General features: G+C 71.4%; 21 protein-coding genes. 13 read left to right on the top strand and 8 right to left on the bottom strand.

Annotated features, from left to right (window positions below):
- Positions 1–260: 260 nt before the first annotated feature.
- Positions 261–728 carry a type II 3-dehydroquinate dehydratase gene (gene aroQ / locus PWG71_RS10830; protein ID WP_274809516.1) on the bottom strand — a complete coding sequence of 156 codons (468 nt, stop codon included), beginning with the start codon at positions 726–728 and terminating at the stop codon, positions 261–263.
- 134 nt (positions 729–862) lie between these two features.
- Here aroQ and PWG71_RS10835 point away from each other — a divergent pair, with 134 nt between their 5' ends.
- Positions 863–2,671, top strand: coding sequence for an acyl-CoA dehydrogenase (locus PWG71_RS10835; RefSeq protein ID WP_274809518.1), 1,809 nt, complete (start codon positions 863–865; stop codon positions 2,669–2,671).
- A 183-nt stretch (positions 2,672–2,854) separates the two neighbouring features.
- On the opposite strand, the gene PWG71_RS10840 is transcribed toward PWG71_RS10835, so the two are convergent.
- The gene (locus PWG71_RS10840) at positions 2,855–4,096 is read right to left on the bottom strand and encodes an FUSC family protein (protein WP_274809520.1); all 1,242 of its coding nucleotides are present in this window, start codon (positions 4,094–4,096) and stop codon (positions 2,855–2,857) included.
- Positions 4,097–4,517: 421 nt separating this feature from the next.
- Here PWG71_RS10840 and PWG71_RS10845 point away from each other — a divergent pair, with 421 nt between their 5' ends.
- Together PWG71_RS10845 and PWG71_RS10850 are read left to right on the top strand one after the other, a co-directional pair.
- On the top strand, positions 4,518–6,683 hold the full coding sequence (locus PWG71_RS10845) for an ABC transporter ATP-binding protein (RefSeq protein ID WP_274809522.1): 2,166 nt from the start codon (positions 4,518–4,520) through the stop codon (positions 6,681–6,683).
- Positions 6,684–6,894: 211 nt separating this feature from the next.
- On the top strand, positions 6,895–8,823 hold the full coding sequence (locus PWG71_RS10850) for an ABC transporter ATP-binding protein (protein WP_274809523.1): 1,929 nt from the start codon (positions 6,895–6,897) through the stop codon (positions 8,821–8,823).
- 437 nt (positions 8,824–9,260) lie between these two features.
- Here the strand turns inward: PWG71_RS10850 and PWG71_RS10855 are convergent, their stop codons facing one another.
- The gene (locus PWG71_RS10855; RefSeq protein ID WP_274809525.1) at positions 9,261–9,734 is read right to left on the bottom strand and encodes a GNAT family N-acetyltransferase; all 474 of its coding nucleotides are present in this window, start codon (positions 9,732–9,734) and stop codon (positions 9,261–9,263) included.
- A 261-nt stretch (positions 9,735–9,995) separates the two neighbouring features.
- Here PWG71_RS10855 and PWG71_RS10860 point away from each other — a divergent pair, with 261 nt between their 5' ends.
- The 5 genes from PWG71_RS10860 to PWG71_RS10880 all read left to right on the top strand — a co-directional run bounded on the left by PWG71_RS10860 (position 9,996) and on the right by PWG71_RS10880 (position 14,572).
- Positions 9,996–11,477 (top strand): hypothetical protein, encoded by a 1,482-nt coding sequence (locus PWG71_RS10860; protein ID WP_274809526.1) that lies wholly within the window; start codon positions 9,996–9,998, stop codon positions 11,475–11,477.
- A gap of 140 nt (positions 11,478–11,617) precedes the next feature.
- Complete coding sequence (locus tag PWG71_RS10865) at positions 11,618–12,124, top strand: flavoprotein (protein WP_274809528.1); 507 nt, start codon at positions 11,618–11,620, stop codon at positions 12,122–12,124.
- Positions 12,125–12,138: 14 nt separating this feature from the next.
- The gene (locus PWG71_RS10870) at positions 12,139–13,350 is read left to right on the top strand and encodes a helix-turn-helix domain-containing protein (RefSeq protein ID WP_274809530.1); all 1,212 of its coding nucleotides are present in this window, start codon (positions 12,139–12,141) and stop codon (positions 13,348–13,350) included.
- A gap of 371 nt (positions 13,351–13,721) precedes the next feature.
- Entirely contained in the window at positions 13,722–13,958 is a 237-nt protein-coding gene (locus PWG71_RS10875) for a hypothetical protein (protein ID WP_274809531.1), read from the top strand.
- A gap of 158 nt (positions 13,959–14,116) precedes the next feature.
- Positions 14,117–14,572: a transposase gene (locus PWG71_RS10880; RefSeq protein WP_274809533.1), complete on the top strand. Its 456-nt coding sequence runs from the start codon at positions 14,117–14,119 to the stop codon at positions 14,570–14,572.
- A 56-nt stretch (positions 14,573–14,628) separates the two neighbouring features.
- Here PWG71_RS10880 and PWG71_RS10885 read toward each other — a convergent pair whose 3' ends face one another.
- Positions 14,629–15,609, bottom strand: coding sequence for a CPBP family intramembrane glutamic endopeptidase (locus PWG71_RS10885; RefSeq protein ID WP_274809534.1), 981 nt, complete (start codon positions 15,607–15,609; stop codon positions 14,629–14,631).
- Between the two features lie 305 nt (positions 15,610–15,914).
- Positions 15,915–16,559, bottom strand: coding sequence for a hydrolase (locus PWG71_RS10890; protein ID WP_274809535.1), 645 nt, complete (start codon positions 16,557–16,559; stop codon positions 15,915–15,917).
- Positions 16,560–16,858: 299 nt separating this feature from the next.
- Between PWG71_RS10890 and PWG71_RS10895 the strand changes: the two genes are divergently transcribed.
- From PWG71_RS10895 to PWG71_RS10915, 5 genes are all read left to right on the top strand, one after another.
- Positions 16,859–17,818, top strand: coding sequence for a DUF5996 family protein (locus PWG71_RS10895; protein WP_274809537.1), 960 nt, complete (start codon positions 16,859–16,861; stop codon positions 17,816–17,818).
- A 170-nt stretch (positions 17,819–17,988) separates the two neighbouring features.
- A complete protein-coding gene (locus PWG71_RS10900; RefSeq protein WP_274809538.1) occupies positions 17,989–19,095 on the top strand; it encodes an LLM class flavin-dependent oxidoreductase in 1,107 nt (368 codons plus the stop codon).
- Positions 19,092–20,144: a pirin family protein gene (locus PWG71_RS10905; RefSeq protein WP_274809540.1), complete on the top strand. Its 1,053-nt coding sequence runs from the start codon at positions 19,092–19,094 to the stop codon at positions 20,142–20,144. The genes PWG71_RS10900 and PWG71_RS10905 overlap by 4 nt, the downstream gene beginning before the upstream one ends.
- Positions 20,145–20,171: 27 nt before the next feature.
- A complete protein-coding gene (locus tag PWG71_RS10910; protein WP_274809541.1) occupies positions 20,172–20,570 on the top strand; it encodes an N-acetyltransferase in 399 nt (132 codons plus the stop codon).
- Entirely contained in the window at positions 20,567–21,022 is a 456-nt protein-coding gene (locus tag PWG71_RS10915) for a carboxymuconolactone decarboxylase family protein (protein WP_274809542.1), read from the top strand. The genes PWG71_RS10910 and PWG71_RS10915 overlap by 4 nt, the downstream gene beginning before the upstream one ends.
- 379 nt (positions 21,023–21,401) lie before the next feature.
- Here PWG71_RS10915 and PWG71_RS10920 read toward each other — a convergent pair whose 3' ends face one another.
- The 3 genes from PWG71_RS10920 to PWG71_RS10930 form a co-directional block, all read right to left on the bottom strand.
- Positions 21,402–23,264, bottom strand: a complete 1,863-nt coding sequence (locus PWG71_RS10920) for a carboxylesterase family protein (RefSeq protein ID WP_274809543.1) — start codon at positions 23,262–23,264, stop codon at positions 21,402–21,404.
- A gap of 49 nt (positions 23,265–23,313) precedes the next feature.
- Positions 23,314–24,615 carry an MFS transporter gene (locus tag PWG71_RS10925; RefSeq protein ID WP_274809544.1) on the bottom strand — a complete coding sequence of 434 codons (1,302 nt, stop codon included), beginning with the start codon at positions 24,613–24,615 and terminating at the stop codon, positions 23,314–23,316.
- Positions 24,616–24,720: 105 nt separating this feature from the next.
- On the bottom strand, positions 24,721–25,452 hold the full coding sequence (locus PWG71_RS10930; protein ID WP_274809545.1) for a DUF3159 domain-containing protein: 732 nt from the start codon (positions 25,450–25,452) through the stop codon (positions 24,721–24,723).
- Between the last annotated feature and the right edge of the window lie 9 nt (positions 25,453–25,461).

The following is a 25,461-nucleotide window of genomic DNA, read 5'->3' on the forward strand; positions in this document are numbered from 1 at the left end:
GGGGGCGCCCCGGGACCGGGGCGCCCGCCGACGCCCGCCGGACCGCGAAGGGCCGGTCGGGACACGCGAGCGGGCATGGGCCCGGCAGCGCGGGTCCACGCCCGGCCCCGACCCGGCCGGAACCCCGCCGGTACGCACCGACCGGAACGCGCAGACGGGGGTGGGCGGGCGGTGGGTCGCGTGAACGATCCCGGTCCGACGATCGGCCCCCGGGCCGTACCGGGCCGGAGCGGCCCCTCCGAGGGGTCGCGGAGCCCGGGTCAGCCCCGGCGTTCGGCGGCGCGGTTCAGGACCGCGCGCAGGGCCAGCTCGTAGCCGAACACCCCGCACCCAGCGACGTACCCCGCCGTCACCGGAGCGGTGACCGAGGTGTGCCGGAACGCCTCGCGCGCGTACACGTTGGAGATGTGCACCTCCACCACGGGCGCCTCGATGGCGTCGATCGCGTCGCGCAGCGCGATGCCGTAGTGCGCGTAGGCGCCCGGGTTCATCACCACGCCCGCCCAGTCGCGGGCGGCGTGCAGCCGGTCGACGAGGATCCCCTCGGTGTTGCTCTGGGCGCACACCACGTCCACGCCCAGTTCCTTTCCGAGCGCGGTCACCCGGGCCTCGACCTCGGCGAGGGTGGTCGTGCCGTACTGGGCGGGGTCTCGGGTGCCGAGCAGGTTCAGGTTGGGTCCGTTGAGCAGCAGGACGGTGCGGGACGGGTCGGCGACGGGACTGGACACGGTGCTCCTTGTCGATCGGTGGGCACGACCAGCCTAGGACGGCGCTCCGCCCCTGGTGACCCCGGCCATGGGCGACTCCTCGGGAGCGGGTAGCATACCGACCAGTCGGTCAATCACTTCGAGGAGGCGACGCCGTGGCGTCCACCCTGCTGTCCGCCCGCGACCTGCGATTCCTGATCTACGAGTGGCTCGACGCCGAGGCCCTGACCCGGCGTCCCCTCTACGCCGACCACTCGCGCGAAACCCTCGACGGCGCGCTGGAGCTGGCCGAACGCGTGGCCACCGACCACTTCGCCCCGCACAACAAGACCAACGACGCCAACGAGCCCCGCTTCGACGGCGAGCGCGTCCACGTCATCCCCGAGGTCAAGAAGGCCCTGGAGGTCTACGCCGAGACCGGACTGGCCCTCGCCGGCATGCCCGAGTCCGTCGGCGGCGCCCAGATGCCGCACCTGATCACCAGCGCGTGCGGCGCCTACTTCCAGGCCGCCAACCTGGGCACCTCCGCGTACACGTCCCTCACCGCCGGCAACGCCCGGCTGCTCCTGGCCCACGGAAGCCCCGAACAGGTCCGCACCTGGGTGCCGCCCATGATCGAGGGTCGGTTCACCGGCACCATGTGCCTGTCCGAACCGCAGGCCGGCAGCTCCCTGGCCGACATCACCACCCGCGCCGAGGACGCCGGGGACGGCACGTACCGCCTGTTCGGCAACAAGATGTGGATCTCGGGCGGCGACCACGAGCTCACCGAGAACATCGTCCACCTGGTGCTGGCGAAGATCCCCGGCGGGCCGCCCGGGGTCAAGGGCATCTCCCTGTTCATCGTCCCCAAGTACCTGGTCGACGCGGACGGGTCGGTCGGCGAGCGCAACGACGTCGTCCCCGCCGGGCTCAACCACAAGATGGGCTACCGGGGCACGGTCAACGCCCTGCTCAACTTCGGCGAGGGCCGCCACACGCCCGGCGGCTCCCCCGGCGCGGTGGGGTACCTGGTCGGAGAACCCCACCAGGGTCTGGCCCAGATGTTCCACATGATGGACGGGGCCCGGATCGGCGTGGGGGCCGGGGCCATGGCGGTCGGCTACACCGGCTACCTCAAGTCGCTGGCCTACGCGCGTGAGCGCCTCCAGGGCCGCCCGCTGGGCGGCAAGGACCCGGAGCGGCCACAGGTGCCCATCATCGAGCACACCGACGTGCGCCGGATGCTGCTCGCCCAGAAGAGCTACGTCGAGGGCGCGCTGGCCCTGGTGCTGTACTGCGCCCGCCTGGTCGACGAACTGGCCAGTACCGAGGACGAGCGGGAGCGCCGCCGCGCCCGCCTGCTGCTGGACGTGCTCACCCCCGTCGCCAAGAGCTGGCCCTCCCAGTGGTGTCTGGAGGCCAACTCCCTGGCCATCCAGATCCACGGCGGCTACGGCTACACCCGTGAGTACGACGTGGAGCAGCACTACCGCGACAACCGCCTCAACGCCATCCACGAGGGCACCCACGGCATCCAGGCGCTGGACCTGCTGGGCCGCAAGGCGGTCCAGGAGGGCGGGGCCCGGCTCACACTGCTGGTGGAGACGGCCGGGGCGACCGTCGAACGCGCCCGTGCCCTGGGCGGGGCGGAGGCGGAGTACGCCGACCTGCTGGACGCGTCGCTGCGGAGGATGGGCGAGGTCGCGGCCCTGGCCTGGGCCGGGGGCGACCCGGCGGTGGCGCTGGCCAACGCGACCCCCTACCTGGAGGCGGTGGGCCACGTGGTGGTGGCGTGGATGTGGCTGGAGCAGCTGGTCACGGCGCACGGCGAGGAGGACGCCGACGGCGAGACCTTCTACACGGGGAAGCGGGCGGCGGCCGCCTACTTCTTCCGGCACGAACTGCCGCGCACCGGCCCGCAGTTCGACCTGGTCGCCTCGTGCGACCGCACCGTGCTGGACGTGCCCGCCGACGCGCTCTGACCCGCGACCCGTCCGGGCCGCCCCACCGGTGCCGGACGGGCGACCCGCTCCCGGCGGTACCGCCGGGAGCGGGCGCCTCGGGCCGGCAGGGCGCCGGGACGGGAGCGGAACGCCTCGGCCGTGTCGAGCACGGCGGCGACGACGCCGGCCGGGCCCGGTCGTCGATCCGCGCACCGGCGTGGATCATCGGGGCGGGCCCGAGCGCCACCGCCCCCAGGGGCCCGAGCCGGGCGGACCGGGACGCCACCGCCCGAACCGGTCCAGGCGGGGTCGCCAACTCAACCACGGCAGCCACGGCACCCCCGGCGGATGCGGGACCAGCGGGTCCTCCAGCTCGCCCTGGAGGACCTCCTCCACCTCCTCGAACCGGATTCCGGCGAACAGCATGATGTCGGTGGCGACCATCTCCACCGCCAGGTGGGTGGCCTGGGTGACCTGGTCGTCGTCGGGGCGTCCCGGCCCGTACATGCGGGCGGTCATGAGGGCCTGTTCCACGGCCTGTTCGCGGGCCTCTCGGCTGCTGAGATCGTCGGCGAGGATGCCGAGCACGTCGGCCATGCCCGAGACGATGGGCACGAGTTCACGGCGTTCGTGCGCGCCCATGGCGGCGGTGCTGCGGCACAGGAACAGGCAGCTCTCGGCGAGCAGGATGAGGCGTTCGATGATCTCGTCCTCGTCCAGGACGGGTTGCGGATCGCCCCAGCGGATCGTGGACAGGCGGATGGTGGACATGCTGCTCTCGCGGGCGCGGCTGAGTTCGGCCATGGGCCCGCTCAGGTCGCCGAGCCGGTTGACCATCTGCTGGCTGGAGACGTCCCCCTCCTCGCCCAGGGCCTCGGCGACTCCGGTGAGCATGCCGGACATCCCGGTCAGGGCGTCGACCTCGATGCGGCGCAGGAGGGCGACGAGGCGGGCCGGGAACAGCAGCTGACTGAAGACGAGGGCGACGCCGGCGCCGAGGAGCGCGTCGACGAGACGGTCGATGCCGGGGCTGCCGTCGGCGATGAAGATCGTGGTGAGGATGGCGCTGGCCGCCGCCTGGCCGATGACGATGCGTTCGGCGTTGACGGCCACGGCGACGATCATGGCGAGCAGGGTGCCCGCGGCCATGGTGAGGGTCGGGCCCGTACCGACGACCAGGGCGAGTTCGCCGGCGCCGATCCCGATGAACACCCCGGTGAGCAGTTTGATGGCGTTGGAGCCGCGTTCCCCGCCGGAGGCGTTGAGGGCGATGACGGCGGCGATGGGCGCGAAGAAGGGGCTGTGGTCCTGGATCAGACCACCGGCGATGGTCCAGGCGAGGACCGCGGCGAGGGCGGCCTGGACCACCGACCAGGTGTGCGCGGAGAGACGGTCGCGCACCTGGTGTGCGACCGCCTCGAACCGATGTCGTAGCTCACGGGTCCGTGCCAGGGGCCCTGCCATTGATCACCTCACCGAGACCGGACGTCGTGGTGGGGGGTGATGCGCGCGTACCCGCGGTTCCATTGATAGCGGTACGGGCGGGGAGAGTGTGGGTTCTGCGCGATCGTCGCGTTTCGCGCGAAGGCCACAACGGCATCAACCGCCCACGAGGTGATCATCGCGATGTTCCACCCTGAACACGTCGGAGGTCACGGGACGGCGCGTCGGCCCCGGCGCGCACGGATTCGGGCCACCCCTTTCACGGCCGATCCGCGCACGGCGGTGGTCGGGCATCACGGGTCCGGTCGCGACCGGGGCGACCGCGCCCGCCGCACGGCCGGATGCGGTCGGGCCGCAATCGGCCGCCTCCTCCCGGAAGGACGCACCGGGCCGTCATGATCGGGCCTGTCCCTCGCCCCTCCCGGAACGGAGAGTGACCCTGTTGCGCGCCCACGACGCCGACACCACCGACGAGAACGACGCGCCCTCCCCCGCCGCACCCGCCCCGCCCTCCCCCACCGGCCCTCCACCGGGGGCCGACCGGCCGACCACGCCCACCGACCCCTCCCCCGCCGCCGACGAGGTCCCCTCCGCGTCCGGTGCCACCACCGCCGGGGACCCGACGAACACGGAAGGCCCCGGGAACGCGGAGGACGGGGAGAACCCCGACGCGGCCGACGACGCCGAGGCGTTGAGCGTCAACGGGCACCGGAGGTTCCGCGACGAGGCCGCACAGGCCACCTGGCGCACCATGGCGCGACGGATGCCCGCCCTGGTCGGCCACGCCCTCGCCCTGGGATGGCGGGCGGGTCCGGGTGACCTGATCGCCACCGCCGTGTTCGGGCTGGGAATGGGCGCGGCCACCGCGTGGGCGCTGGTGGCGACCACCTCCGTCCTGGAGGAGGTGTTCGCGGCCGCCCCCACCCCCGACCGGGTGACGGCCGCGCTGCCCTCACTGTTCCTGCTGGCCCTGGCCCTGATCACGAGAGGGGCGTGCGGGGCGCTGGCCGGGCGCGCCCAGGCCCGGCTGGAACCCAAGGTGGTACTGGCCGCCGAACGCCGGTTCAACGAGGTCGTCACCGGGGTGCGGGTGGCCGCCTTCGACGACAGCTCCTTCAACGACCACGTCTTCCGCGGTTACGTCGGCGGGTGCGACCGGACGGGCGCCCTGGTCCGCCACACCGTGGACGTACTGACGGGACTGGTGGGCATCACGGCCGCCGCCGGCGTGCTCGGGGCACTGCACCCGGTGCTGTTGCCGCTGATCCTGGTGGCGATGGTCCCCCAGTGGTGGAGTTCGGCGGCCTCGGCCCGGTTGCGGTACCGGATGACGCTGCGGCTCACCGAGGTGATGCGCCGCAAGTTCATGTTGCAGCACCTGATGATCGACCGGCGCACCGCCGCAGAGGTGCGCTCCTACACCATGGGCCCGCGGCTGCGCGACGAGTTCGACCGGTTCGCCCACCGGGAGCTGGAGGCCCGGCTGCGGCTGGCCACGCGGATGGCGCTCATCCGGGTGGCCGGGGGCGCCCTGGGCGGAGCGGCCACCGCGGTGGTGTTCGTCGTCCTGGGCCTGCTCCTGTTCGAGGGGGTCGTCCCGATCGCGGCGGCCGGCGCGGCGGTGGTGGCCGTCCGGGTCGCCCAGGGGGCGCTGGGCACCATGCTGTCGGCGGTGAACCAGATGTACGAGTCCGGCCTGTACGTCGCCGACCTGATGTCCCTGGAGGAGACCGCCCGGGAGCGCACCCCCCGGCCGGACCTGCCGCCGGCGCCGGACGGGTTCGCCCGGATCCGGGTCGAGGACGTCACCTTCACCTACCCGGGCTCCGAGGACGACGAGAACGGCGAAGGGGGCGCCCCGGAGCCGGCGCTGTCGGGGGTGGACCTGGTGCTGCCGCGCGGGCGGACGGTGGCGCTGGTCGGGGAGAACGGGTCGGGCAAGAGCACGCTGGCCAAGCTGCTGGCGGGGCTGTACACGCCCGAACGGGGGCGGGTGCGCTGGGACGACACCGACCTGTCGGAGGTGGACGCCGACGACCTGCGTTCACGGATCGCGGTCATCGCCCAGGACCACACGCACTGGCCCATGACCGCGCGCGGCAACGTGGTGATGAGCGGCCCGGAGGGGGAACCGGACCGGTTGGCGCGGGCCGCGCGGTCCTCCCACGCCGACACCGTCGTGGAGTCGCTGCCGCGCGGATGGGAGACGTTGCTGGACAAGCGGTTCGCCCACGGGCACGAGCCCTCGGGCGGACAGTGGCAGCGGTTGGCGGCGGCGCGGGGGTTCCACCGGGGCGACGACGGGGCGGCGGTGCCGCTGCTGATCGCCGACGAGCCCACCTCGGCGCTGGACGCCCGGGCCGAGCACCGGTTCTTCGCCTCCCTGCACGCCCACGCGGGGCGCACGGGGGCCACGGTCGTGCTCATCACGCACCGGCTGGCCTCGGTCCGGATGGCCGACCTCATCGTGGTCCTGGACCGGGGGCGGGTGGTCGCGCTGGGATCGCACGCGGAGCTGATGGCGCGGGAGGGCGTGTACCGGGAGCTGTGGGAGCTCCAGGCCCAGGCCTACCGCGACGGAGAGGAGCGGATCGACCGGCCCGTGTGAGCCGGTGGCCCGGGGCGGGGCCGGGGACGGGGCCGACCGCCGGAGCGGGGGCGGCCCCGACCCCCGGAGCCGGCTACCGAGGACCGTCGCACGCACCCTTCCACCGGTCACCGGCCGCGCCCCGACCCCGCCCCGCCGGACGCGGGACGCGGGAAGAAGCGTTCCGGGCCCGCCGGGCCCGGACCCTCGATCGAACAGCTGGAGTGTTCTCTTGGCCGCACCCTCTCCCACCGAACCCGAACCGACCGCCTCCGACACCGGAGAGAACGAGGACCTCACCGCACCCAAGTGGCGGTACTTCGACGACGAACTCGCCCGCACCACCCTGTGGACCAAGCTCACCCGCATGCCCACCCTCACCGCGGCCGCCGTCGGCTGGGCCTGGCGCGCCAACCGCCGGGACCTGCTCACGGCCCTGATCGCGAGCAGCGTCGCCGCCGTGCTCTCGGCGGTGAGCCTGGCCTGGGTGACCCGGGTGCTCGACGCCCTTTTCTCGGAAGGCGCCCTCCCCGCACGGGTGGAGGCGGCGCTGCCCGCGGTGGCGGTGGTCGCCGCGGTGGCGACCCTGGCCGGGACGATCCGACTGGTCTCCGACCTGGCCCTGGCCCGGTTGGGCACCCAGACCGAGCGCATCGTCGAACTGGAGCTGTTCGACCTGACCACCCGCGCGAACCTGGTGGCGTTCGACGACGAGGAGTGGGCGGACGCCATGTACCGCTCCCGCGACCGGGGCCTGTACGAGGTGCCGCGCATGGTCACCGCCTGCCTGGAGGTCCTGTCCGGGTCGGTCGGCCTGCTCTCGCTGGCCGGGGTGCTGGCCGTGCTGCACCCACTGCTGCTGCCCCTCCTCCTCGTCAGCGTGGTTCCGGCCGGATGGGCGGCGATGCGGGCGGCCCGCATGGAGTACGAGGCGCAGCGGCACCTGAGCACCGGACGGCGCCGCCGGTGGATCCTGGGCGACCGGATGGCGTCCCGGGACTCGGCCGCCGAACTGCGCTCCTACACCATGCGCGACTCCCTGATGGCCGACTACGCCTCGCTGGCCGACCGGGAACGCGCCACCATGCTCGCGGTGGCCTGGCGCCAGACCCGGGTGCGCGCCCTGGGCGGAGTGGTCGGCGGCGCGGCGACCGCCCTCACCTACGCGGTCCTGGGCGTACTACTGGTGGTGGGGGCGATGCCGTTGGCGGCGGTGGGCACCGCGGTCCTGGCCCTGCAACGCGCCCAGGGCGGGATGCAGCAGCTCCTGTACTCGCTGAACCGCGTCTACGAGTCGGGGCTGTACTTCGCGGACTTCACCGAGTTCTGCGACAAGGCCCGCACCGCCCTGCCCCCGGTGCCCGCCGCACCGCCGCCGGGACGGTTGGAGAGGGTCGAGGTGCGCGACGCCACCTTCACCTACCCCACCGGGGAACGGCCGGCGCTGGAGGAGGTGACGGTGCACGTGGCGGCGGGCGAGACGGTCGCGCTCGTGGGGGAGAACGGATCCGGCAAGTCCACCCTGGCCCGGCTGCTGGGCGGTCTCTACCACCCCCAGGCCGGAACGGTGGGCTGGAACGGGGTGGACTACGCCCGGATCGGCCCGGCGGTGTGCGACCGGATCAGCGTCATCATCCAGGACCACACCCGCTGGCCGATGACCGCCCGCCGCAACATCACCATGGCCCAGAGCCGGGACGAGGCCAGGCTGGCGGAGGCGGCCCGGTTGAGCGGCACCGACGAGGTGGTCGCCGCCCTGCCCCGCGGCTGGGACACGCTGCTGGACACCACCTTCGCCTCGGGGGTGAACCTCTCCGGAGGGCAGTGGCAGCGGATCGCCGACGGTCGGGGCTTCTACCGGGTCGCCGACCTGCTCATCGCCGACGAGCCCACCTCCGCCCTGGACGCGCGCGCCGAGGCCCGCTTCTTCTCCACCATCCACGGCCACGCCCGCCGCACCGGCGCGGCCGTCGTGCTCATCACCCACCGGATGGCCTCGGTGCGCATGGCCGACCGCGTCTACGTGCTGGATCGCGGCCGGGTCATCGAACACGGCACCCACGACGAACTCATGCGCCAGGACGGCCGCTACCGGGAGCTGTACACCCTCCAGGCCGACGCCTACACCGATCCCGATCCCGAGCCCGTTCCCGACCCGTGAACCACCCGACCGGCCGGGGAGGCGGGCAGAGGGCCGGGCCGGCCTCCACGGAGGGCGGGGCCCGGCCGATGGAGGGGGCCGCCCCTCTCCGTTGGCGCGCCGGACGTTGGATCCAGTGGACGGGCCGGCGCGCGAGCGCCCGCACCGCTGCGGCGCGCCCAGTCGCGGCATGTACTTCCCGCGGACCCACCGAAACCAGGCCTGGTGCTCGCTGGGCTGGGGAAGCCGGGCACACGCCACCGCCCCCTCCCGGCACCGGACCGACACGCGTTCTCGACGGCCCACCCTCGATCTGATGACGACCGACGCCGCTGACCCGCGACGAGGACCGGGGCACGCCCGCCGTCCGGGCCCGGAAGATCAGCCTGGAGAGCCGCATCGACGACGCGTTCCACCAGAACCGCGGTCGACCGCCGACCACGCCGCCGGGATCGGGTTCACACGGCTCCCGAGCGCCCACGGGGCCTGGGACCTTCGAGGAGGCCGCTATCCGGCCGCCGCACCATGTGAACGTCGGTCGGGTCCTCGGACTCCACACTGAACCCGTGGCGCTCGTACAGCCGCTGCGCGGCACTGCCCTGAAGGACCTCCAGACGAACGGTGACGCCGTCGGCGTCGGCACGCTCCAGCAGCGTTCGCAACACGGCGGACCCCAGCCCTCCGCCCTGGAGTCCCGGAGCCGGATAGAAGTGTTCCAACCACCATCCGTCCGCGGCCGGGCGGACGGTGGCACAGCCGGCGAACACGTCATCGGCCATGATGACCGAGGTGTGCCGCGAAGAGAAGGAATCGCGCAGCCGCTGCCGGACACGGTGCTCGTCGAACCGTCCGAGCCGCTCCAGGTCCGGACGCATCACCGTCGCCCGCAGGTCGGCGAGCACCTCGACGTCCACCGGCTCCGCAGAGCGCATCGTCCACTCCGGAGAACGGCCCACCCTCACACTCATGTCCATGCCCGAGCATCCCGAAGCCCTCTCGACGCAAGGGCCTACAAAAGCCCTGAGGCCACCTTGAACGGACCTGTTCGAGAAACCCTCCATCCACTCGGAGTCTTACGCACTCGTTCGGGCCGTGCTCGTCGGCGCATCGGTCCCCACCCCTGGTCCAGGGTGGTTCTTTTCTGTGCCACCGGCTGATGTTCCCACCGTGGTCTTGTGCCAGGGTTCTCGGTTATGAGCGAACCCTCTGACCCCGCCGAACCGTCCCTGGCCGCGTTGGGTGCTCTGCTGGACCGCTCCCTGGTCCAGATCGCTGACGCCGCCCGCGACGCACGCACCTTCGACCGGGAAACCATCAGAGCCGTCTCCGACGCCTGGGACAACACCACCTTCCCCCTGTTCCGCGCCGCGACCGGCCGAACCCCTCGCGCACGGGAGCGGCGTGCCCGAGCGGCCCTGGAATGGATGGCACGTCTGAGACCGACGCGTTGGGACTGGATGGTGGAGCAGGGCGCGATCGCCGGCCACCGGATCGACGCGCTGGTCCAGCCCCCACCCGCGCTTTTCGACAAGCCCTACCGCGACTACCGGGGCACGGTCCGCCCGGCGTACCACCACTGGAGGCCGCAGACACTGACCGACCTGGCCGATGACTACCTCCTGGCCGCCTCCACCATCCGCCACCTTCAACTCGAACGGGCCGGTACCCGTCTGTGCGCTTTCCTCATCCTGGACCTGGTCCGCGCCTACGACCACGAAGCGAACACACCGGGATCTCCTCCCACACTGGAGGTGCACCTGGATGAGGTGAGCGAGGTGGACGTCGACACAGACACGGCCCTGGGAGTGCGCTTGGGCTCCGACGCGCGAGGGGCGACCATCGCTCTGGGCTCAGGGGGACTGCTGCGGGCACGGGATGCGTCACTGCGACTCGACGACCCTTCCTGGCACCTGTCGCGTGCCGGTCACCGCGCCGACGTGCAGACCCCGCCCCGCCAAGCGGGGTCACGGGTCGAGCATCCGCCACAGGAAGGAAAGGTGGAGGGTTGCGCCCGGGGTGCGGCGACCTTCCTGCTCTGGGCCATGATGCGGATCCGCTCGGTCCGCTATCCCGGCGAGGTCACGCGCATACCGGTGGAGGCGTACTGCCGTGCCCTACGCGGGGCCGGACACGACGTCCTGGCGGCGGGAGCATTCCCCCCACGGCGGCGCGAGGCCGCCTTCCGCTCCCTGGTGACCACCTGGCTTCGGCGCGGAGGAGTCGACCTGGCACCGGACTGGAAGATGCTCCTCAAAGACATGCCGGACGCCGGGGAACTGGCCCGCGCGATACGTGAGAACCTGGCCGCCGAGGGATCCCTCCCGCCCATTCTCGGACCCGCTCGTGAGGTCACCGGTATTGCTGACCGGGCCGAGCTGCGTATGGTCTCCTACACGGCGGCACACACCGACATGCGTGTGCGCCGTGAAGCCTGTGCCATGGTGCACCTGGCCGTACCCGCCCAGGAGGAAGGAGCGCCGTGGCACCTGCGTGTGGTGAACGCGACCGACCCTGTCCGGTTCCGCGCGCGGGCCAGTGCGTTCGATCGTGCCGGACAGGTTCGCATCGGCCAGGGCACGGATGAGCTGGAGACCTTCATGGTGGGCGATGACGCTCTGACCCTTGACGCTCGCGCCTGGAGCCAGGAGCCAGGAGCCGTCGTTGGACTGATCTGAGACCAAGGTGAGCGGGGTTACCGATCGCGCTGTGTGCCGGGATCGCCTCCCGGCACTCGGGCGGCTGAGACCCGCCGTGCCCTCCGTTCGAGACGGCTGAACCTCGGATCCGGTCACCGGCCCGGCTCTACACTCGGGCCATGCCGCGAACCCTGTACCTGGTGTTGTCCGGAGCCCCCGCACCGGAGGGAGTGGGCGAACTCGTCCAGGCCCTGCAAGGCCATGACTGGCGGGTGACGGTGCTGTCCACCCCCACCGGCACGGACTTCCACGACCCCGCCCACTTGGAGGAGGTCACCGGTGATCCGGTCCGCGTGACGTTTCGCAGACCCGGCCAGGGCACGCCCCTGCCGCCCGCCGACGCGGTGCTGGCCTGCCCGCTGACCTTCAACTCCACCAACAAGTTCGCCCAGGGCCTGGCCGACAACTTCGCGATCGCCCTGCTGTGCGAGATGGCCGGATACGGGGTACCCACCGTGGTGGTGCCCCACTGCAAACCCCAACTGGCGTCCCACCCGGCGTTCACCCGCTCCCTGGACACCTTGCGCTCCATGGACGCGGTCACCGTCCTGCACGACCCCGACGCCCCCTACGAGAACCGTCTGCCCTCCTGGCAGCAGGTCATCGACACCGTGAACAGCCTCTGACCGAAAGGCACGCCGTGGACCCCGCCACCCGAGGCCAGACGATCAAACTCGCCCGCCGGCGCCGCGGCTACTCCCAGAACGTGCTGGCCGGCCTCCTCGGCCGCTCCGAATCGTGGCTCTCCCAGGTCGAACGCGGCATCCTCACGGTGGACTCCCACGAGATCCTCACCCACCTGGCCCGCATCCTGCACCTGGACCTGGCCGAACTGACCGGAACCGAACCCGAGGCGGTCACCGACATGCGCTACGACGCAGCCCGCGCCATCGAACGCGCCATGATGCGCTACTCCACCCTGGAGACCATCGTCGCCGAGACCGGCCAGGAACCACGGACCGACCCCGCAGTCCTCCTCACCCAAGCCCACCACACCTATGCCGCCTACCAGGCGGCCCGCTACGACGAGGTCGGACGCCGCCTGCCCCGCCTGATCCGCGAAGCCGAAGCCGTAACCCACACGCCGGACGTGGACCATTCCGCGACCTGCGCCGCCAAGGCCATGGTCTACAACACCACCGCCGCCCTCCTGCGCCGGGTGGGGGAGAAGCACCTGGCCTGGCAGGCCGCCGACCGGGCCATGACAGCCGCCACCTGGAGCGATGACCCCCTGCTGGCCGCCGTGGGCGCCTACCGGCTGGCCTACGTCTTCATCTCCCGCGGACACCCGACAGAAGCAGCCGAGCTGGCCATGGGCGCGGCGAGCGCGCTCGAACGCCGCATGCACCCGGGCACCCCGGAAGAGTTGAGCGTCTACGGCGGACTCCACCTGGCCGCCGCCACCGCTGCGGCGGCCAGCTTCGACCGGACGGCCGTCCCGCGCCTGCTGGCCCAGGCCCGCCGCGCGGCCGACCGCCTGGGAACCGACCGCAACCACCACGGAACCGCTTTCGGCCCGACCAACGTCGCCATCCACACCATCAGCACCGCCGTCGCCATCGGTGACGCCCGAACCGCCATCGACACCGGCGAGGCCCTGGACGTCGGTTCCCTGCCCGCCGGGTTGGTCGGCCGCCGCGCCCAGGTCTGCCTGGACCTGGCCCGCGCCTACACCCAAAAGCGGCAGGACGCCGCCGCAGTGCACACCCTGGTGGACGCCGAGCGGATCGCTCCCGAACTCATCCGCTACCACTCGGGCACGGCCGCGGTCCTGACCGAACTCCTGCGACGCGAGCACCGCCGCTCCACCCCGGAACTGCGCCCTCTGGCGGCCCGCGCCGGGGTCGCCTGAGCCGAACCCGCAGATTCCTGCGGGCCTTTTACCTTCTCGCGGCTGCGAAGGGCCGCCGGTGTGGGGACGTACGGTCGCCCCATGTCACAGCACGATGCCTTCCTCCCACGCCGGGCCTTGAACAGGCTGGGGTCATTTCACCATGCAGCACGGCCGATGACCGACCGCACCGACCTCGCCGTCGTCCCCGCGCGCTGCCCCGGCCCTTTCTCCGAGGGGTGGCTGTGAGTACCGGGCAACCGCTCACCTGGGCCGATCTCCTCCGCCTCGCCCGGCCCCGCACTCCGCAGGCCCCGCGGCCCCGGTTGGCGGAGCACCCTGGGCTCCCACGCCGTACCCGCATATCTGAACACCCCCGGAAGGAAAGCACGATGGGCGTCCTGGGCGAGACCCCTGTCCTGTGCCGTGGCGGAGCGGTCACCCGCCTTCAGAGGGAGAAGGCCGACGAACTCTTCGACCGCCTCTCCTCCCTCCTGCGTGATGCCGCCGACCCCGACACCGATCCGGCCGTGCTGATCCGCGAAGCCGACCAGGCCTTCGAACTCCTCCACCGGCACCTCGGCTCCGGTGGGGTTCTCCCTCAACCCTGGCGCGATGCCCACCACTGACACCGGGTTCCCGGCCGAGCCCTTCCCCAAAAGCCCTGCTCCTGCCCCTGCCCCCGGCCCGCATCTCGTACCTGCGCCTTGATCCGCCCGGATCCACCCCCGACGAGAAGAGTCACCGTGATCGCTCCCGGTTGCCGCTCGCTGATAGCGAACGCACCGTGCGCAGCCACCTTGAACCGCTCCGGATCAGCAGGCGGCCCGCACCGCCGCTGCCCGAGGCGCCGACCGTCCGCGAGGCCACTGGGCTGATCACCAGCCTGACCAGCCGGTTGAAACCAGAGGAGGAGGTGAAGCCGAAGCAGTTGCTCGGTCGCTGTCCGGAGCCGGACAGGGTCGCCGGGTGTGTGCGCTCCTTCGCCACGATGATGCGGGAGAAGAAAGGACAGGACCTGGAGACATGGCCGGCCACTGCCGAGGCGACCGAGATGCAGCCGGTGCAGAGCTTCGCCCGCGGATCGCGCCAGGACTTCGACGCGGTGACCGCCGGTCTCACCCTTGGGTGGAGTTCCGGCCGTGTTGAGGGCGACGTGTGCCGGATCAAGGCGCTCAAGAGGGCCGGGTACGGCCGTGCCGGGGTCGAGTCGCTGCGCCGCAGCATCCTCGACGCGCCGTGACAGAGCGTGGCGGCTTCACAGAGATCGGATCAGAGCCGTATCTCTACCGTCCGCCGTCACAAGCCGTTCCTGAGACGGGATCGAGCCCGGTCGCCCTGGTCCTCGTGCGGCTCCAGCGGTGTCCTTGCCGGGCCGGTCTTGCGGGTCCGGAACCACACGACCGCCGCCGTGCCGACGAAGACGACGGTCGACGTGATCAGCAGAACGCCGTCCAAGCCGCCGGCAGAACGATCGAACCTGACCGAGATATCGGCGTTCAGGGCGATCCAGAAAATGAAGGTGAGCGTGTTGAGGACCGAGTGGAGGACAGCCGCGATCTCGATCCCGCCGGTTCGCCAGGTGACGTAACCCGTGACGATGGAGAAGAGAAGATAGAACACGTTCCACCACGGGTCGCTCGCGGTGTGGATGACGCTGAACAGGGCGGCCGACACACCGATACCCAGGATCAGCGAGGTCCACCGACCGCGCCCCCAGCCGGCCGCGACACGGAAGACGAGCCCGCGCAACCCGTACTCCTCGCCCGTCGCCTGCAAGGGGACGAGAAGAACGGTCACGACGAGCATCCAGATGACGTCCTCACGCCGCCACACGGCGGTCACACCGGGGGACACGAACTCGAAGACGGCGAGCGCGACCAGGAGGGCGGGAGTGATCGTCAACAGCGCTCGGGCGAACAGGTCGAAGCGGAAGCTCGACACGACCGAGCTCAGAGTAGCGCCGCGCACCCCGTACAGCCGGCGCTGGAGGAACATGCTCCACGGAATGACCAGGGCGACGGCGATCAGACCGAGGGCATGGGCCAGCGGGGTGAGGACCAGGCGCTCGTCACTCGGAACGCCCGGCCACAGGATGCCGTCGATCCATGCGCCCACCATCTGGAACGCGATGATGGCGCCGAACATGCCCCCGAGGAGCAGGACGATGGCGAGGATGCCGCGGCCGATGCGGCGTTCCTCCCCCGCCAGCACCCGGTGGTACTCGACCCCCGGCGGGACGGGCTTCGGATCTCGGTGTTCACGTGTCTTCGCGGTCATGGCCACGTCTCCTTCATCGATCGTTCACGGATCAGGCCGAACAGAGGTGGGCGTCCCCGTGGGGGCGGGAGTGAGCGGTGGCGGCGCGGGCAGGTGTGAGCACGGGTTCGCTCCGGTTTCACTTCGCCACCCGGCGCGCGCCGCCCACCGGTGATCCACCCCTGGGCGCCGAGACCCGGACGCTCTACTTCGCCGCCGACTCGGTGCTCACGCAGGAGCCCTCGAACGCAGCACCCGAGGACCGGTGGAACCCGCCGCCGCACCCCGGCACGGCTTCTTCCCGGGGGTGCGGCACCGACGCCGGGTCAGGAGCGGGTGGCCAGCAACTGCATCTCCCAGGCGAAGGCGACGCCGCTGGCACCGCCGTGCTGCACCAGGATCTCGGCTTGGCCCGACGCGGTCTCCTCGCGGGCCCAGTCGCGCTGCCACTCGGCGACCACGGCCAGCCAGTTGAGCGGCGTCACGTCGGCCTCGATCATCCGCCGCACGGCCATCTCGTGCGCCTCCAACGACACCCCGCCCGAAGCGTCGGTGACGGCGTAGACGTCGTGGTCCTCGCCCGCCGCCTGGATCGCCGGCATGGCCACACAGATCTCCGTCCAGAGTCCGGCCATGATCACCTTCTTGCGGCCGGTCGCCCTGACGGCTTCGACGACCCGTGCGTCCTCCCAGGTGTTGATGAGCGTGCGGTCGATCGGCTTCTGCTCCGGGAACACGTCCTGGATCCCCTGGACGAGGTGGCCGCCACGGTCCGCGAGCACGGTCGTCAGGATGGTCGGGACGTCGAACAGCTTGGCGGCCTTGGCCAGGCCGACCGCGTTGTTGAGAACGACGGACGGCTCATGGCTGTGCAGGTTGGCGACCTGGAACGGCTGGTGGTCGATGAGGAGGAGGACGCTCTCCTCCGGCGTCAGCAGGGCGTCGAGTCCGTTCTTGGCCTTGGTGCTCATGGCGGTACCTCTCGGGGGTCTCGTGTTCCGGGGCCCGGACGGCGGGTGGCCGCCCAAGTAGATGACACATCATCCAAATTAGCATTTTTCGATGACGTGTCAACAAAATACGAGCATGGGTCCCGAACCGCCAGGCCGCGGACAGGGCTCGCCAGAAAGTTGACTTATCATCTACAGTTCGGATGACACATCACTCACCACCGAGATCCGCGCCGAGCCGGGAGAGCCGGGGACGCAAGGCTCCACCGGTAGGACACGACCCCCGCCCCAGGTGGCGCGGCGAAGGAAGCGAGAACCAGATGAGCGACCCGTCAACGACGGACTGGCCGAGCCTGCGGGTCTCGGACTGGACGGACACCCGCGACACCCTGCACATGTGGACCCAGATCGTGGGCAAGATCCGCATGGCCCACGCCCCGCTGGTCAACCACTGGTGGCAGGTACCGCTCTATGTCAGCCCGCGCGGACTGACGACCTCCACCGTCCCCTACCGCTCGGGGGCCTTCGAGATCGAGTTCGACTTCGTCGGCCACCGGCTCGACATCCGCAGCAGCGACGGCGGAGCAGAGGGCTTCCCGCTACGTCCCATGACCGTCGCCGCGTTCTACTCGCAGGTCCTGGACCTGCTCGACCGACTCGGGATCGACGCGCCGATCCGGCCGGTCCCCAACGAGGTCGACCCGGCGATCCCCTTCGCGCAGGACCACGAGCACGCCTCCTACGACGCCGAGGCGGCCACCCTGTTCTGGCGCCAGCTCTTGCAGGCCAACCGGGTGGTCGGCGAGTTCCGCTCGCACTTCGTCGGCAAGGTCAGCCCGGTGCACTTCTTCTGGGGCGGCATGGACCTGGCCTGCACCCGCTTCTCCGGCCGACCGGCCCCCGAACACCCGGGGGGTGTCCCCAACTGCGGGGACTGGGTCATGGTCGAAGGCTACTCCCGGGAACTGTCCAGCTGCGGCTTCTGGCCCGGCGGCGGCGAGGAGGGCGCCTTCTACTCCTACGCCTACCCCGCACCCGACGGGTTCGCCGAGCAGTCGCCCGGCCCCGAGGGCGCGTACTACAGCACCGAGTTCCAGCAGTTCCTGTTCCCCTACGAGGCCGCCCGCACCGCACCCGACCCCGACCGCGCCGTGGCCGAGTTCCTGCACAGCACCTACGAGGCCGCGGCGAACCTCGGGCACTGGGACCGCCCCGCTCTGGAGGACGACCCCCGACGATGGCACACGACTCCCGCCACCCCGGGGAACGACGGAGCCTGACCGGACGGCGGGCGGGGGGAAGCACGAACCTCGCCGGTACGGCAGCGGAACCTCCGAAGACCACAGTTGATTTATCAACCGAACGTCACGAGGTCGCGACCAGGGACGACCTGGCCCGGCCTCTCGTCCACCACGCAAGTCGACACGGCAACCACATGGAGGCGGGTGCGATGCAGTTCGGGATCTTCACCGTCGGTGACGTGACACAGGACCCCACCACCGGCCGGACACCGACCGAGCACGAGCGGATCAAGGCGATGGTCGCCATCGCGCAGAAGACCGAGGAGGTCGGGCTGGACGTGTTCGCCACCGGTGAGCACCACAACCGACCCTTCGTGCCCTCGTCCCCGACCACCATGCTCGGCTGGATCGCGGCGCGCACCGAGCGGATCATCCTGTCCACGTCCACCACCCTGATCACCACCAACGACCCGGTGAAGATCGCGGAGGACTACGCGATGCTCCAGCACCTGGCCGATGGGCGCGTGGACCTGATGATGGGCCGCGGCAACACCGGCCCGGTCTACCCCTGGTTCGGCAAGGACATCCGCCAGGGCATCCCGCTGGCGCTGGAGAACTACGCCCTCCTGCACAGGCTCTGGCGCGAGGACGTCGTCGACTGGGAGGGCAGGTTCCGCACCCCGCTACAGGGGTTCACCTCCACGCCCCGCCCGCTCGACGGCGTTCCACCGTTCGTCTGGCACGGCTCCATCCGCTCGCCGGAGATCGCCGAACAGGCGGCCTACTACGGAGACGGCTTCTTCGCCAACAACATCTTCTGGCCCAAGCGGCACTTCCAGAAGCTGATCGGCCTCTACCGCAGGCGCTTCGCCCACTACGGCCACGGCACCGCCGAGGAGGCCGTCGTCGGCGTCGGTGGCCATATCTTCATGCGGGCCAACTCCCAGGACGCCGTGCGGGAGTTCCGCCCCCACTTCGACCGCTCCCCTCTGATGGGCGGCGGGCCGTCGCTGGAGCAGTACATGGAGGAGACCCCGCTGACCGTCGGCAGCCCGCAGCAGGTCATCGACAAGACCCTCACCTTCCGCGAGAACTTCGGCGACTACCAGCGCCAGCTGTTCAACGTCGACGGTGTCGGGGTCCCGCTGAAGACCGTGCTGGAACAGCTCGACCTCCTCGGCGAGGAGGTCCTGCCGACCCTGAGGAAGGAATTCGCCAGGAACCGGCCGGAGCACGTGCCCGACGCCCCCACGCACGCCTCGTTGCTCGCCGCTCACGCATCAGGCCGTGCCCGTGAATCAGGAGCACCGCGATGACCAACACAGAGACCCGTCCGGACGTCTTCGTGTGCGGCGAGGGAGGCCTCCCCGGCCCCTTGGCCGCGCGTGAGGGCGGCGCTCCGGTCGAGATCATCACCGCCCGCACCGTCCCCCTGGGCGGGCCGCGCGCGATCAACGTGCGCCGTACCCTGCCGCAGCGGCAGCGCTCGCTGATCGGCGCGTGGTGCTTCGTCGACCACTTCGGCCCGCACGAGGTGGCGGACACCGGCGGAATGGACGTGGCCCCGCACCCGCACACGGGGCTACAGACCGTCAGCTGGCTGTTCGACGGCGTCATCTCGCACAACGACTCCGGCGGGAACGCCGCCACCATCCGGCCCGGGCAGATGAACCTGATGACGGCGGGCTCGGGCATCTGCCACTCCGAGACCTCCACCCCGGAGGCGGTCCGCATCCACGGTGTGCAGCTCTGGGTCGCCCTGCCCGACGAGGTCCGGCACCGCCCGGAGCGCGGGTTCGAGCACTACGTCCCCGAGCCCGTCGAGTTCGACGCGGGCACCGCGCTCGTGTTCCTCGGCTCCCTGCTCGGTTCCAGGTCGCCGGTGAGCATGTACACACCGTTGGTGGGGGCCGAGATCAGGCTGCGTCCCGGCGGGGTCCTCGACCTTCCCGTCGATCCGGGGTTCGAGCACGGCCTGCTGGTGGACACCGGTGAGGACGTCAGGCTCGAAGGCGTGCACGTGCCCAAGGACGCCGTGGGCTACACCGGGGTCGGTGCCGAAACCCTACGCATGGCCAACGAAGGGGACCGACCGGCCAGGCTCGTCCTCCTGGGCGGCACCCCCTTCGGCGAGGAGGTCCTCATGTGGTGGAACTTCGTGGGCCGCACGACGGAGGAGATCACGCGCTACCGCGAGGAATGGCAGAACCACGGCGAGCGGTTCGGGCGGGTGGAGGGGTACGTGGGGCACGGCGGTCCGGGCCGCAACCGTGAGGGTATGTCGAGGATTCCAGCCCCGGAGCTGCCGCCGGTGCGGATGCGCCCCAGGAAGAACCCGCCGCCCCACGCACAGTTCAACGGCTGATCGACAGAAGCAGAAGAGGAATCCGTCATGACCGAACAGCGAACGGACAAGACCGGTGCTCCGGTGTCCATAGCGCTCGACCAGAACCGCGCCATCAGCGCCTACACCGTGAGCGTGGACGGGGGAACCCTCGCCGGACGCGCGGACTTCGTCGACCCGCCGCGGGCCGCCGACGAGCGCGTCTTCTTCCACACCGAGGTCGATGCGGAGTTCGGCGGCCGGGGCTTGGCCGGGCTGCTCGTCCGCGAGGCCCTGGCCGACAGCATCCGCAGGAACCTCACCGTCGTGCCCGTGTGCCCGCTGTTCGCCAGGCACCTGAAGGAGCACGGCGACGAGTACGAGGCCGAGGGCGGGCGGTTCCGCCGCCCCGTACCGGCCGACCTCGCGCTGGTCAAGGAGACGGTCCAGAACACGGGTGACGCGTGAACGCGGAGCGCCCCTTCATCGACAAGGAACACCCCCGGGTCTACGGGGCGATGCTCAAGGCGGCCAAGGCCTCCCGAACCGCGTCGCACGAGGCCGGTCTGGGCGACGACCTCATCGAGATCGTCAACATCCGGGTGTCCCAGATCAACGGTTGCTCAACCTGCCTGAGCATCCATTTTCCCAAGGCCCGCAAGGCCGGGGTGGAGCAGAGCACCCTGGACGTGCTGCCGGCATGGCGCGAGACGAAGCTGTTCACGGATCAGCAGAGGGCCGCGCTCGAACTGGCGGAGTCTCTGACCGTGATCGACCCGACCCTCGACAGGCAGGCCGTCAACGCCCGTGCGGCCGCCCACCTGACCACCGCCCAGATCTCCGCGGTGGAGTGGACGACCACCCTGATCAACGCCTTCAACCGCATCTCGATCGCGAGCGGACATCCGGTGATCGGGTAGAGAAGAGTCCGGACGGGCGGGAGTAGGTGGGACGGGTCGGTGGTTCCCACTGTCGTGGCGGTCCGCGGCACGGACGGATCGCGACGGCGGTGGGACGGCCGCACCGCGTGGACGGGGTCGGGAACTGATGCGTGTTCCCCTGCTCGACCGCTCACGGACGCGCGACGTCGGCGGGTTCCGCGCGCAGCGCCCGGTCGAGGAGGTGCGCCGGCTGCTCGACGGAACGACCCGGGAGAGGAGGCTCGAAGCGGTGGACGACCGGGTGGCCGGTGCGGTCTTCGGCACCCCGGGGCAGGTGGAGAGCTCGCTCACCGGGCTCGTCGAGCGCACCGGCGCCTCGGAGGTTCTCGCGAACGTCTGCTCCTGGGGGGTCGGTCTCCTAGGGGATCGGTCCGTCGTGGTCCATCCAGAAGTCGACGGCCTCCGGGCGCGGGCGGGGCGCCATCGAGCTGCCGCCGTCGAACGCCATGACCTGCTCGGGAGCCTCCCGCACCGTCGGCCAGGCGGGAAGGTCGGGCCCGTTGGGGTCGCCGGTGCGCACGAAGTTGACCCAGTAGGCGCTCATCTGGTCGCGGAGCCGGTGGTCGGTCTCGGTGTAGTCGGCGTCGCCGTCGGTACCGAGGTTGTCGTAGGCGTAGGCCACCTCCGCCCCGTGGTAGGCGCCGTACTTCTCCAGGCCGTCTTCGGGCGGGACGTGGGAGAAGTGGTAGAGGTAGGCGTCCGATTCACCGGTCCGTGTCCGTAGGCGTGCCCAGCGGTGCATCGCCCGGGTCATGACCTTGTCGGTCCGGGCCTGCAAGAGCGAGTCGAGGACCTGCTCCTCGGTCTCTCCGGGGTAGAGCTCCAGGAACCGTTCCGCGTCCTCGCCGTGATCGGCCCGCACTGTCTCGTGGTACTCGTCGACGTCGGCGTCGGGTGGCAGGGCCAGAGCCAGGGAAGCCTCGTCCGCGTTGCTGCCGACCAGGATCGGCAGGTCCGGCTGGTCCCCGGCCGTGTAGATGTCCGGCGGTGACGCGGGCAGTACGTGGCCGTCTACGAAGGGACGCCAGTGGCTCGCCAGCGGCTCCGCGGCCTCCAGGATTCGGTCGAGGGGCATCGCCCGCATCTCCTCCAGGGTGGCTCCGCCCAGTTCCTCGCTCAGACGGAGTCCGGCGTCCGTGGCCGCCTCGCGAGTGTCGAACTGGTCGCCGTCCTCGGTGTCTCCGGTGGTGCCCATGCAGGCTCCGCTGCCTGCGATGACGCCGTCCACGAGGTCTTCCGCCAGAGGGGTCGCGCCCAGGAGGCACACGCTCTCGCCGCCGGCCGACTCTCCGGCCACGGTCACCTGGTCGGGGTCGCCGCCGAAGGCCGCGATGTTGTCGCGGATCCATTCCAGGGCGGCGATCTGGTCCTGGATCCCGTAGTTGCCCGAGGCCTCGGGGCCGGATTCGTCGGCGAGGTCGGGATGGGCGAGGAACCCGAGGACGCCCAGTCGGTAGTTGAGGGTCACGGTGATCACCTCGCCCCGGGAGGCCAGGGCCGCGCCGTCGTAGAGCGGCAGCGCGCCGGAGCCGGTCATGAATCCCCCGCCGGGGATGTAGACGAGGACGGGCAGCGGCTCCGGGCCGCGCTCGGCCGCCCGCCAGACGTTGAGGGTGAGGCTGTCCTCGCTGACCGGATACGGGTTGAGGAGGGTGCCCTCCAGCGGGACGTCGATGATCTGCGCGAGCGCGCGGGCGGTGAAGGTGGACTCGCTCTGGACGGGTACGTCGGAGAAGCGGTCGGCGGTGAACACCTCCGTGTGCGGCAGGGGCGGCTGGGGCGCCCGCCAGCGCAGCTCTCCCACCGGCGGTTGCGCGTAGGGGATGCCCGCGAAGACCTCGACCGTGCCCGGGTCGTCGAGGACCCCTTGGACGGGCCCCTCCCGCGTCTCGACGAGTTCGGTCGGGGTGCGGTCCCGACCTCCCGCCAGGCGGTTCTGCGGCGCCGGATACGCCGCCACCGCCGTGGCGCTCACGAGCGCCCCCGTGAGCAGCCAGGCCCCGGTCCGCAGGAGCCAGGGGCCACGCCGCCACCAGCGGGTCGTCGCGCCCAAGGTCACCAGCAGCATCGCGATCAGCGCCCACCCCCACCAGGGGCTCTGGTTGAGCCACAGGACCACGCCCGCGACCAACGCGATGGGCAGGAGCGGAAGCCTGCGGCGCAGGGGCCTGAGCCCTCGCAGGGCGCAGACCTGTCGTGGTCTCCTCTTGTCGGTGCTCATCTCTCCCTTCCCGTTTCCTGCTTCGGGCCCCGGTTCGAACACCCGTACGTCACGCTTGGATGGAGGAAGGGTCGGGGTCCGCTTCCTCCGGCTCGGAACCGAGGTCATCGATCCGGCGGAACGCCGGGGCGGCCAGCGCCGCCAGCGCGGTGACCCCGACCAGGACCGCGATCACGGCCCCGGCCACGGGCAGACCGGCCACCGAGGCCACGGCCGCGAGCGGGGCGCTGGTCAGGGCGGGGGCGGAGAGCATGACGGTGTTCTGGGCTCCCAGCACACGACCGCGCATGGCGTCCGGGGTCGCCTCGATGGTCAGTACCCCGAGCACGCCTCCGGCCGGAGCGAAGAGGAACCCGGCCAGGGCCGCGCCGCCCAGCACCAACCAGGGGGAGGCCATACTGCCCACCGCTGCGAAGCCGACCAGGACGCCCAGCATCCCGATCACGAACCACACCCGGCGGCGGACCCGGAGCGCGAAGGCGGAGTAGACGGCCGAGCCCCCGATACTGCCCGCGGCGATCGCGCTCAGGGTCAGCCCCGTGAGCTCGGGGAGGTTCTGCTCGGTGAAGTAGGCGGGCATGAGGGTGGTCTGTAGGATGCTCAGCACCGCGATGAAAACCCCGGTGACCAGGGTCGATCCGAGAACCAGCCGGTTGCGGAACAGGAACCGCCACCCGTCGGCCAGATCGGCCGCAGCCCGGCGCAGCGAGCCACCGGCGGCGCCCGCCGGGACGGGGTCCCGGGGCGGGACCCGCCCGGCCCTCGGGTCGAGCACGAGCGTGCTCAGCGCGGCGAGCAGGCCGGTCGCGGCGGCGGCGAGCAGGATCGCCGGGGACAGGCCGAACAGCGCGACCAGCAGCCCGCCCAGCCCGGGACCGGCCAGCAGGAGCACGTTGCCCACGGTCTCGCGGACCGCGACCAGCCGGTCCAGCCGGACCGGACGCCCCTCCCGACCGGGTTCTGTTTCACCGAGGCGGGCCAGGGCGGGCAGCAGCGTCTCCTGGGCGGTCATCCCCGGAACCCGGATCAACGCCCCGACCACGGCGACCGCCAGGAACCAGGCCAGGTTCAGGCCCCAGGCCAGGTCGATGACCAACAGCGCCGCCATCGACAGGGCTGTGAGCAGGTTGGCCGCGACCGATATCGCGCGCCGGTCGACCCGGTCGACGAGCAGCCCGGAGAAGAACCCTGTCAGCGCGGAGACGGCCATGCCCGCGGTCGCCATGATGCCCGCCGCGAGGACGTCGCCGGTGCGGTCGAGCACCAGAAGCGGAATCACCACGCTCGCGATCCCGGATCCCAGCAGGGACAGCGCGTAGGAGGTGAAGTAGATCGTCGGGCTGCGGCGCACGGTGGCCGGCCTCCTCGGGGAGTTGGTCGCGCGTGACCGGGACGGCGGGCACGCGCGAGCTGGTGGGGCGGCTCCGTGAAGCACGGGCCCGCGGGGAGGGACGGGTCAGCCGCGCGGACCGGTCGCGGAGCCGTCCGGCTCGACCAGCCGCCTGGTGGTGCGGCGGAACGCCCAGACGATGACGAGCACCGCCGCCACCGTGAGCGGGAAGCCGGTCACCGTGTCGGCGACGGCCAGCCCGGTGGTGGAGTCGGCCAGGTACATCCACTGCCGAACGACGAACCGGGCGGCGAGCACGGCCGTCACCGCCAGTGTTGCCAGGTCGTGTATTCGCAGTGAGGGCGGGTCCTGACGCCAGGCGTGGGAGTTGCCGTGGAGGAGGTTCCAGACCAGACCGGTCACCGGGCGGCGGGCGAGGACCGTGCCCAGAGTGAGCAGGGCCAGGACCAGGGAACTCCAGATCCCGAACAGGAAGAAGTCGTTGGCCGAGCCGGTGGAGGCCGCGATGCCGCCGGCGGCCGCGACGGCGATCACCCCGCCCAGCGCGGGCATGATCCGCTCCCCGCGCCACAGCCGGTACGCGCCCAGGATCAGGGCCAACGCGATGGCGGCGCTGATCGCGGCGGACAGGGCGATGAAGGGGACGGTCGCGGCGAAGACCACGACCGGCAGGGCGGAGTAGACCATCCCCGACACCCCGCCCAGTCCCCTGAGCACCTCCTGCTTCAGGTCCGCCGGCGGTTCGGCACGGTCGTTGTGACCGGCACGGCCGGTGTGGTCGGTGTTCGCGGTCTCGGTCTGTTCGGTGACGTCGCGTATGGGTTCGTTGAGGTTCATGTCAGGGGT

Origin of the sequence: Nocardiopsis sp. N85, from assembly GCF_028882275.1 — a bacterium.
In the GTDB taxonomy this organism is placed as follows: Bacteria; Actinomycetota; Actinomycetes; order Streptosporangiales; family Streptosporangiaceae; genus Nocardiopsis; species Nocardiopsis lambiniae.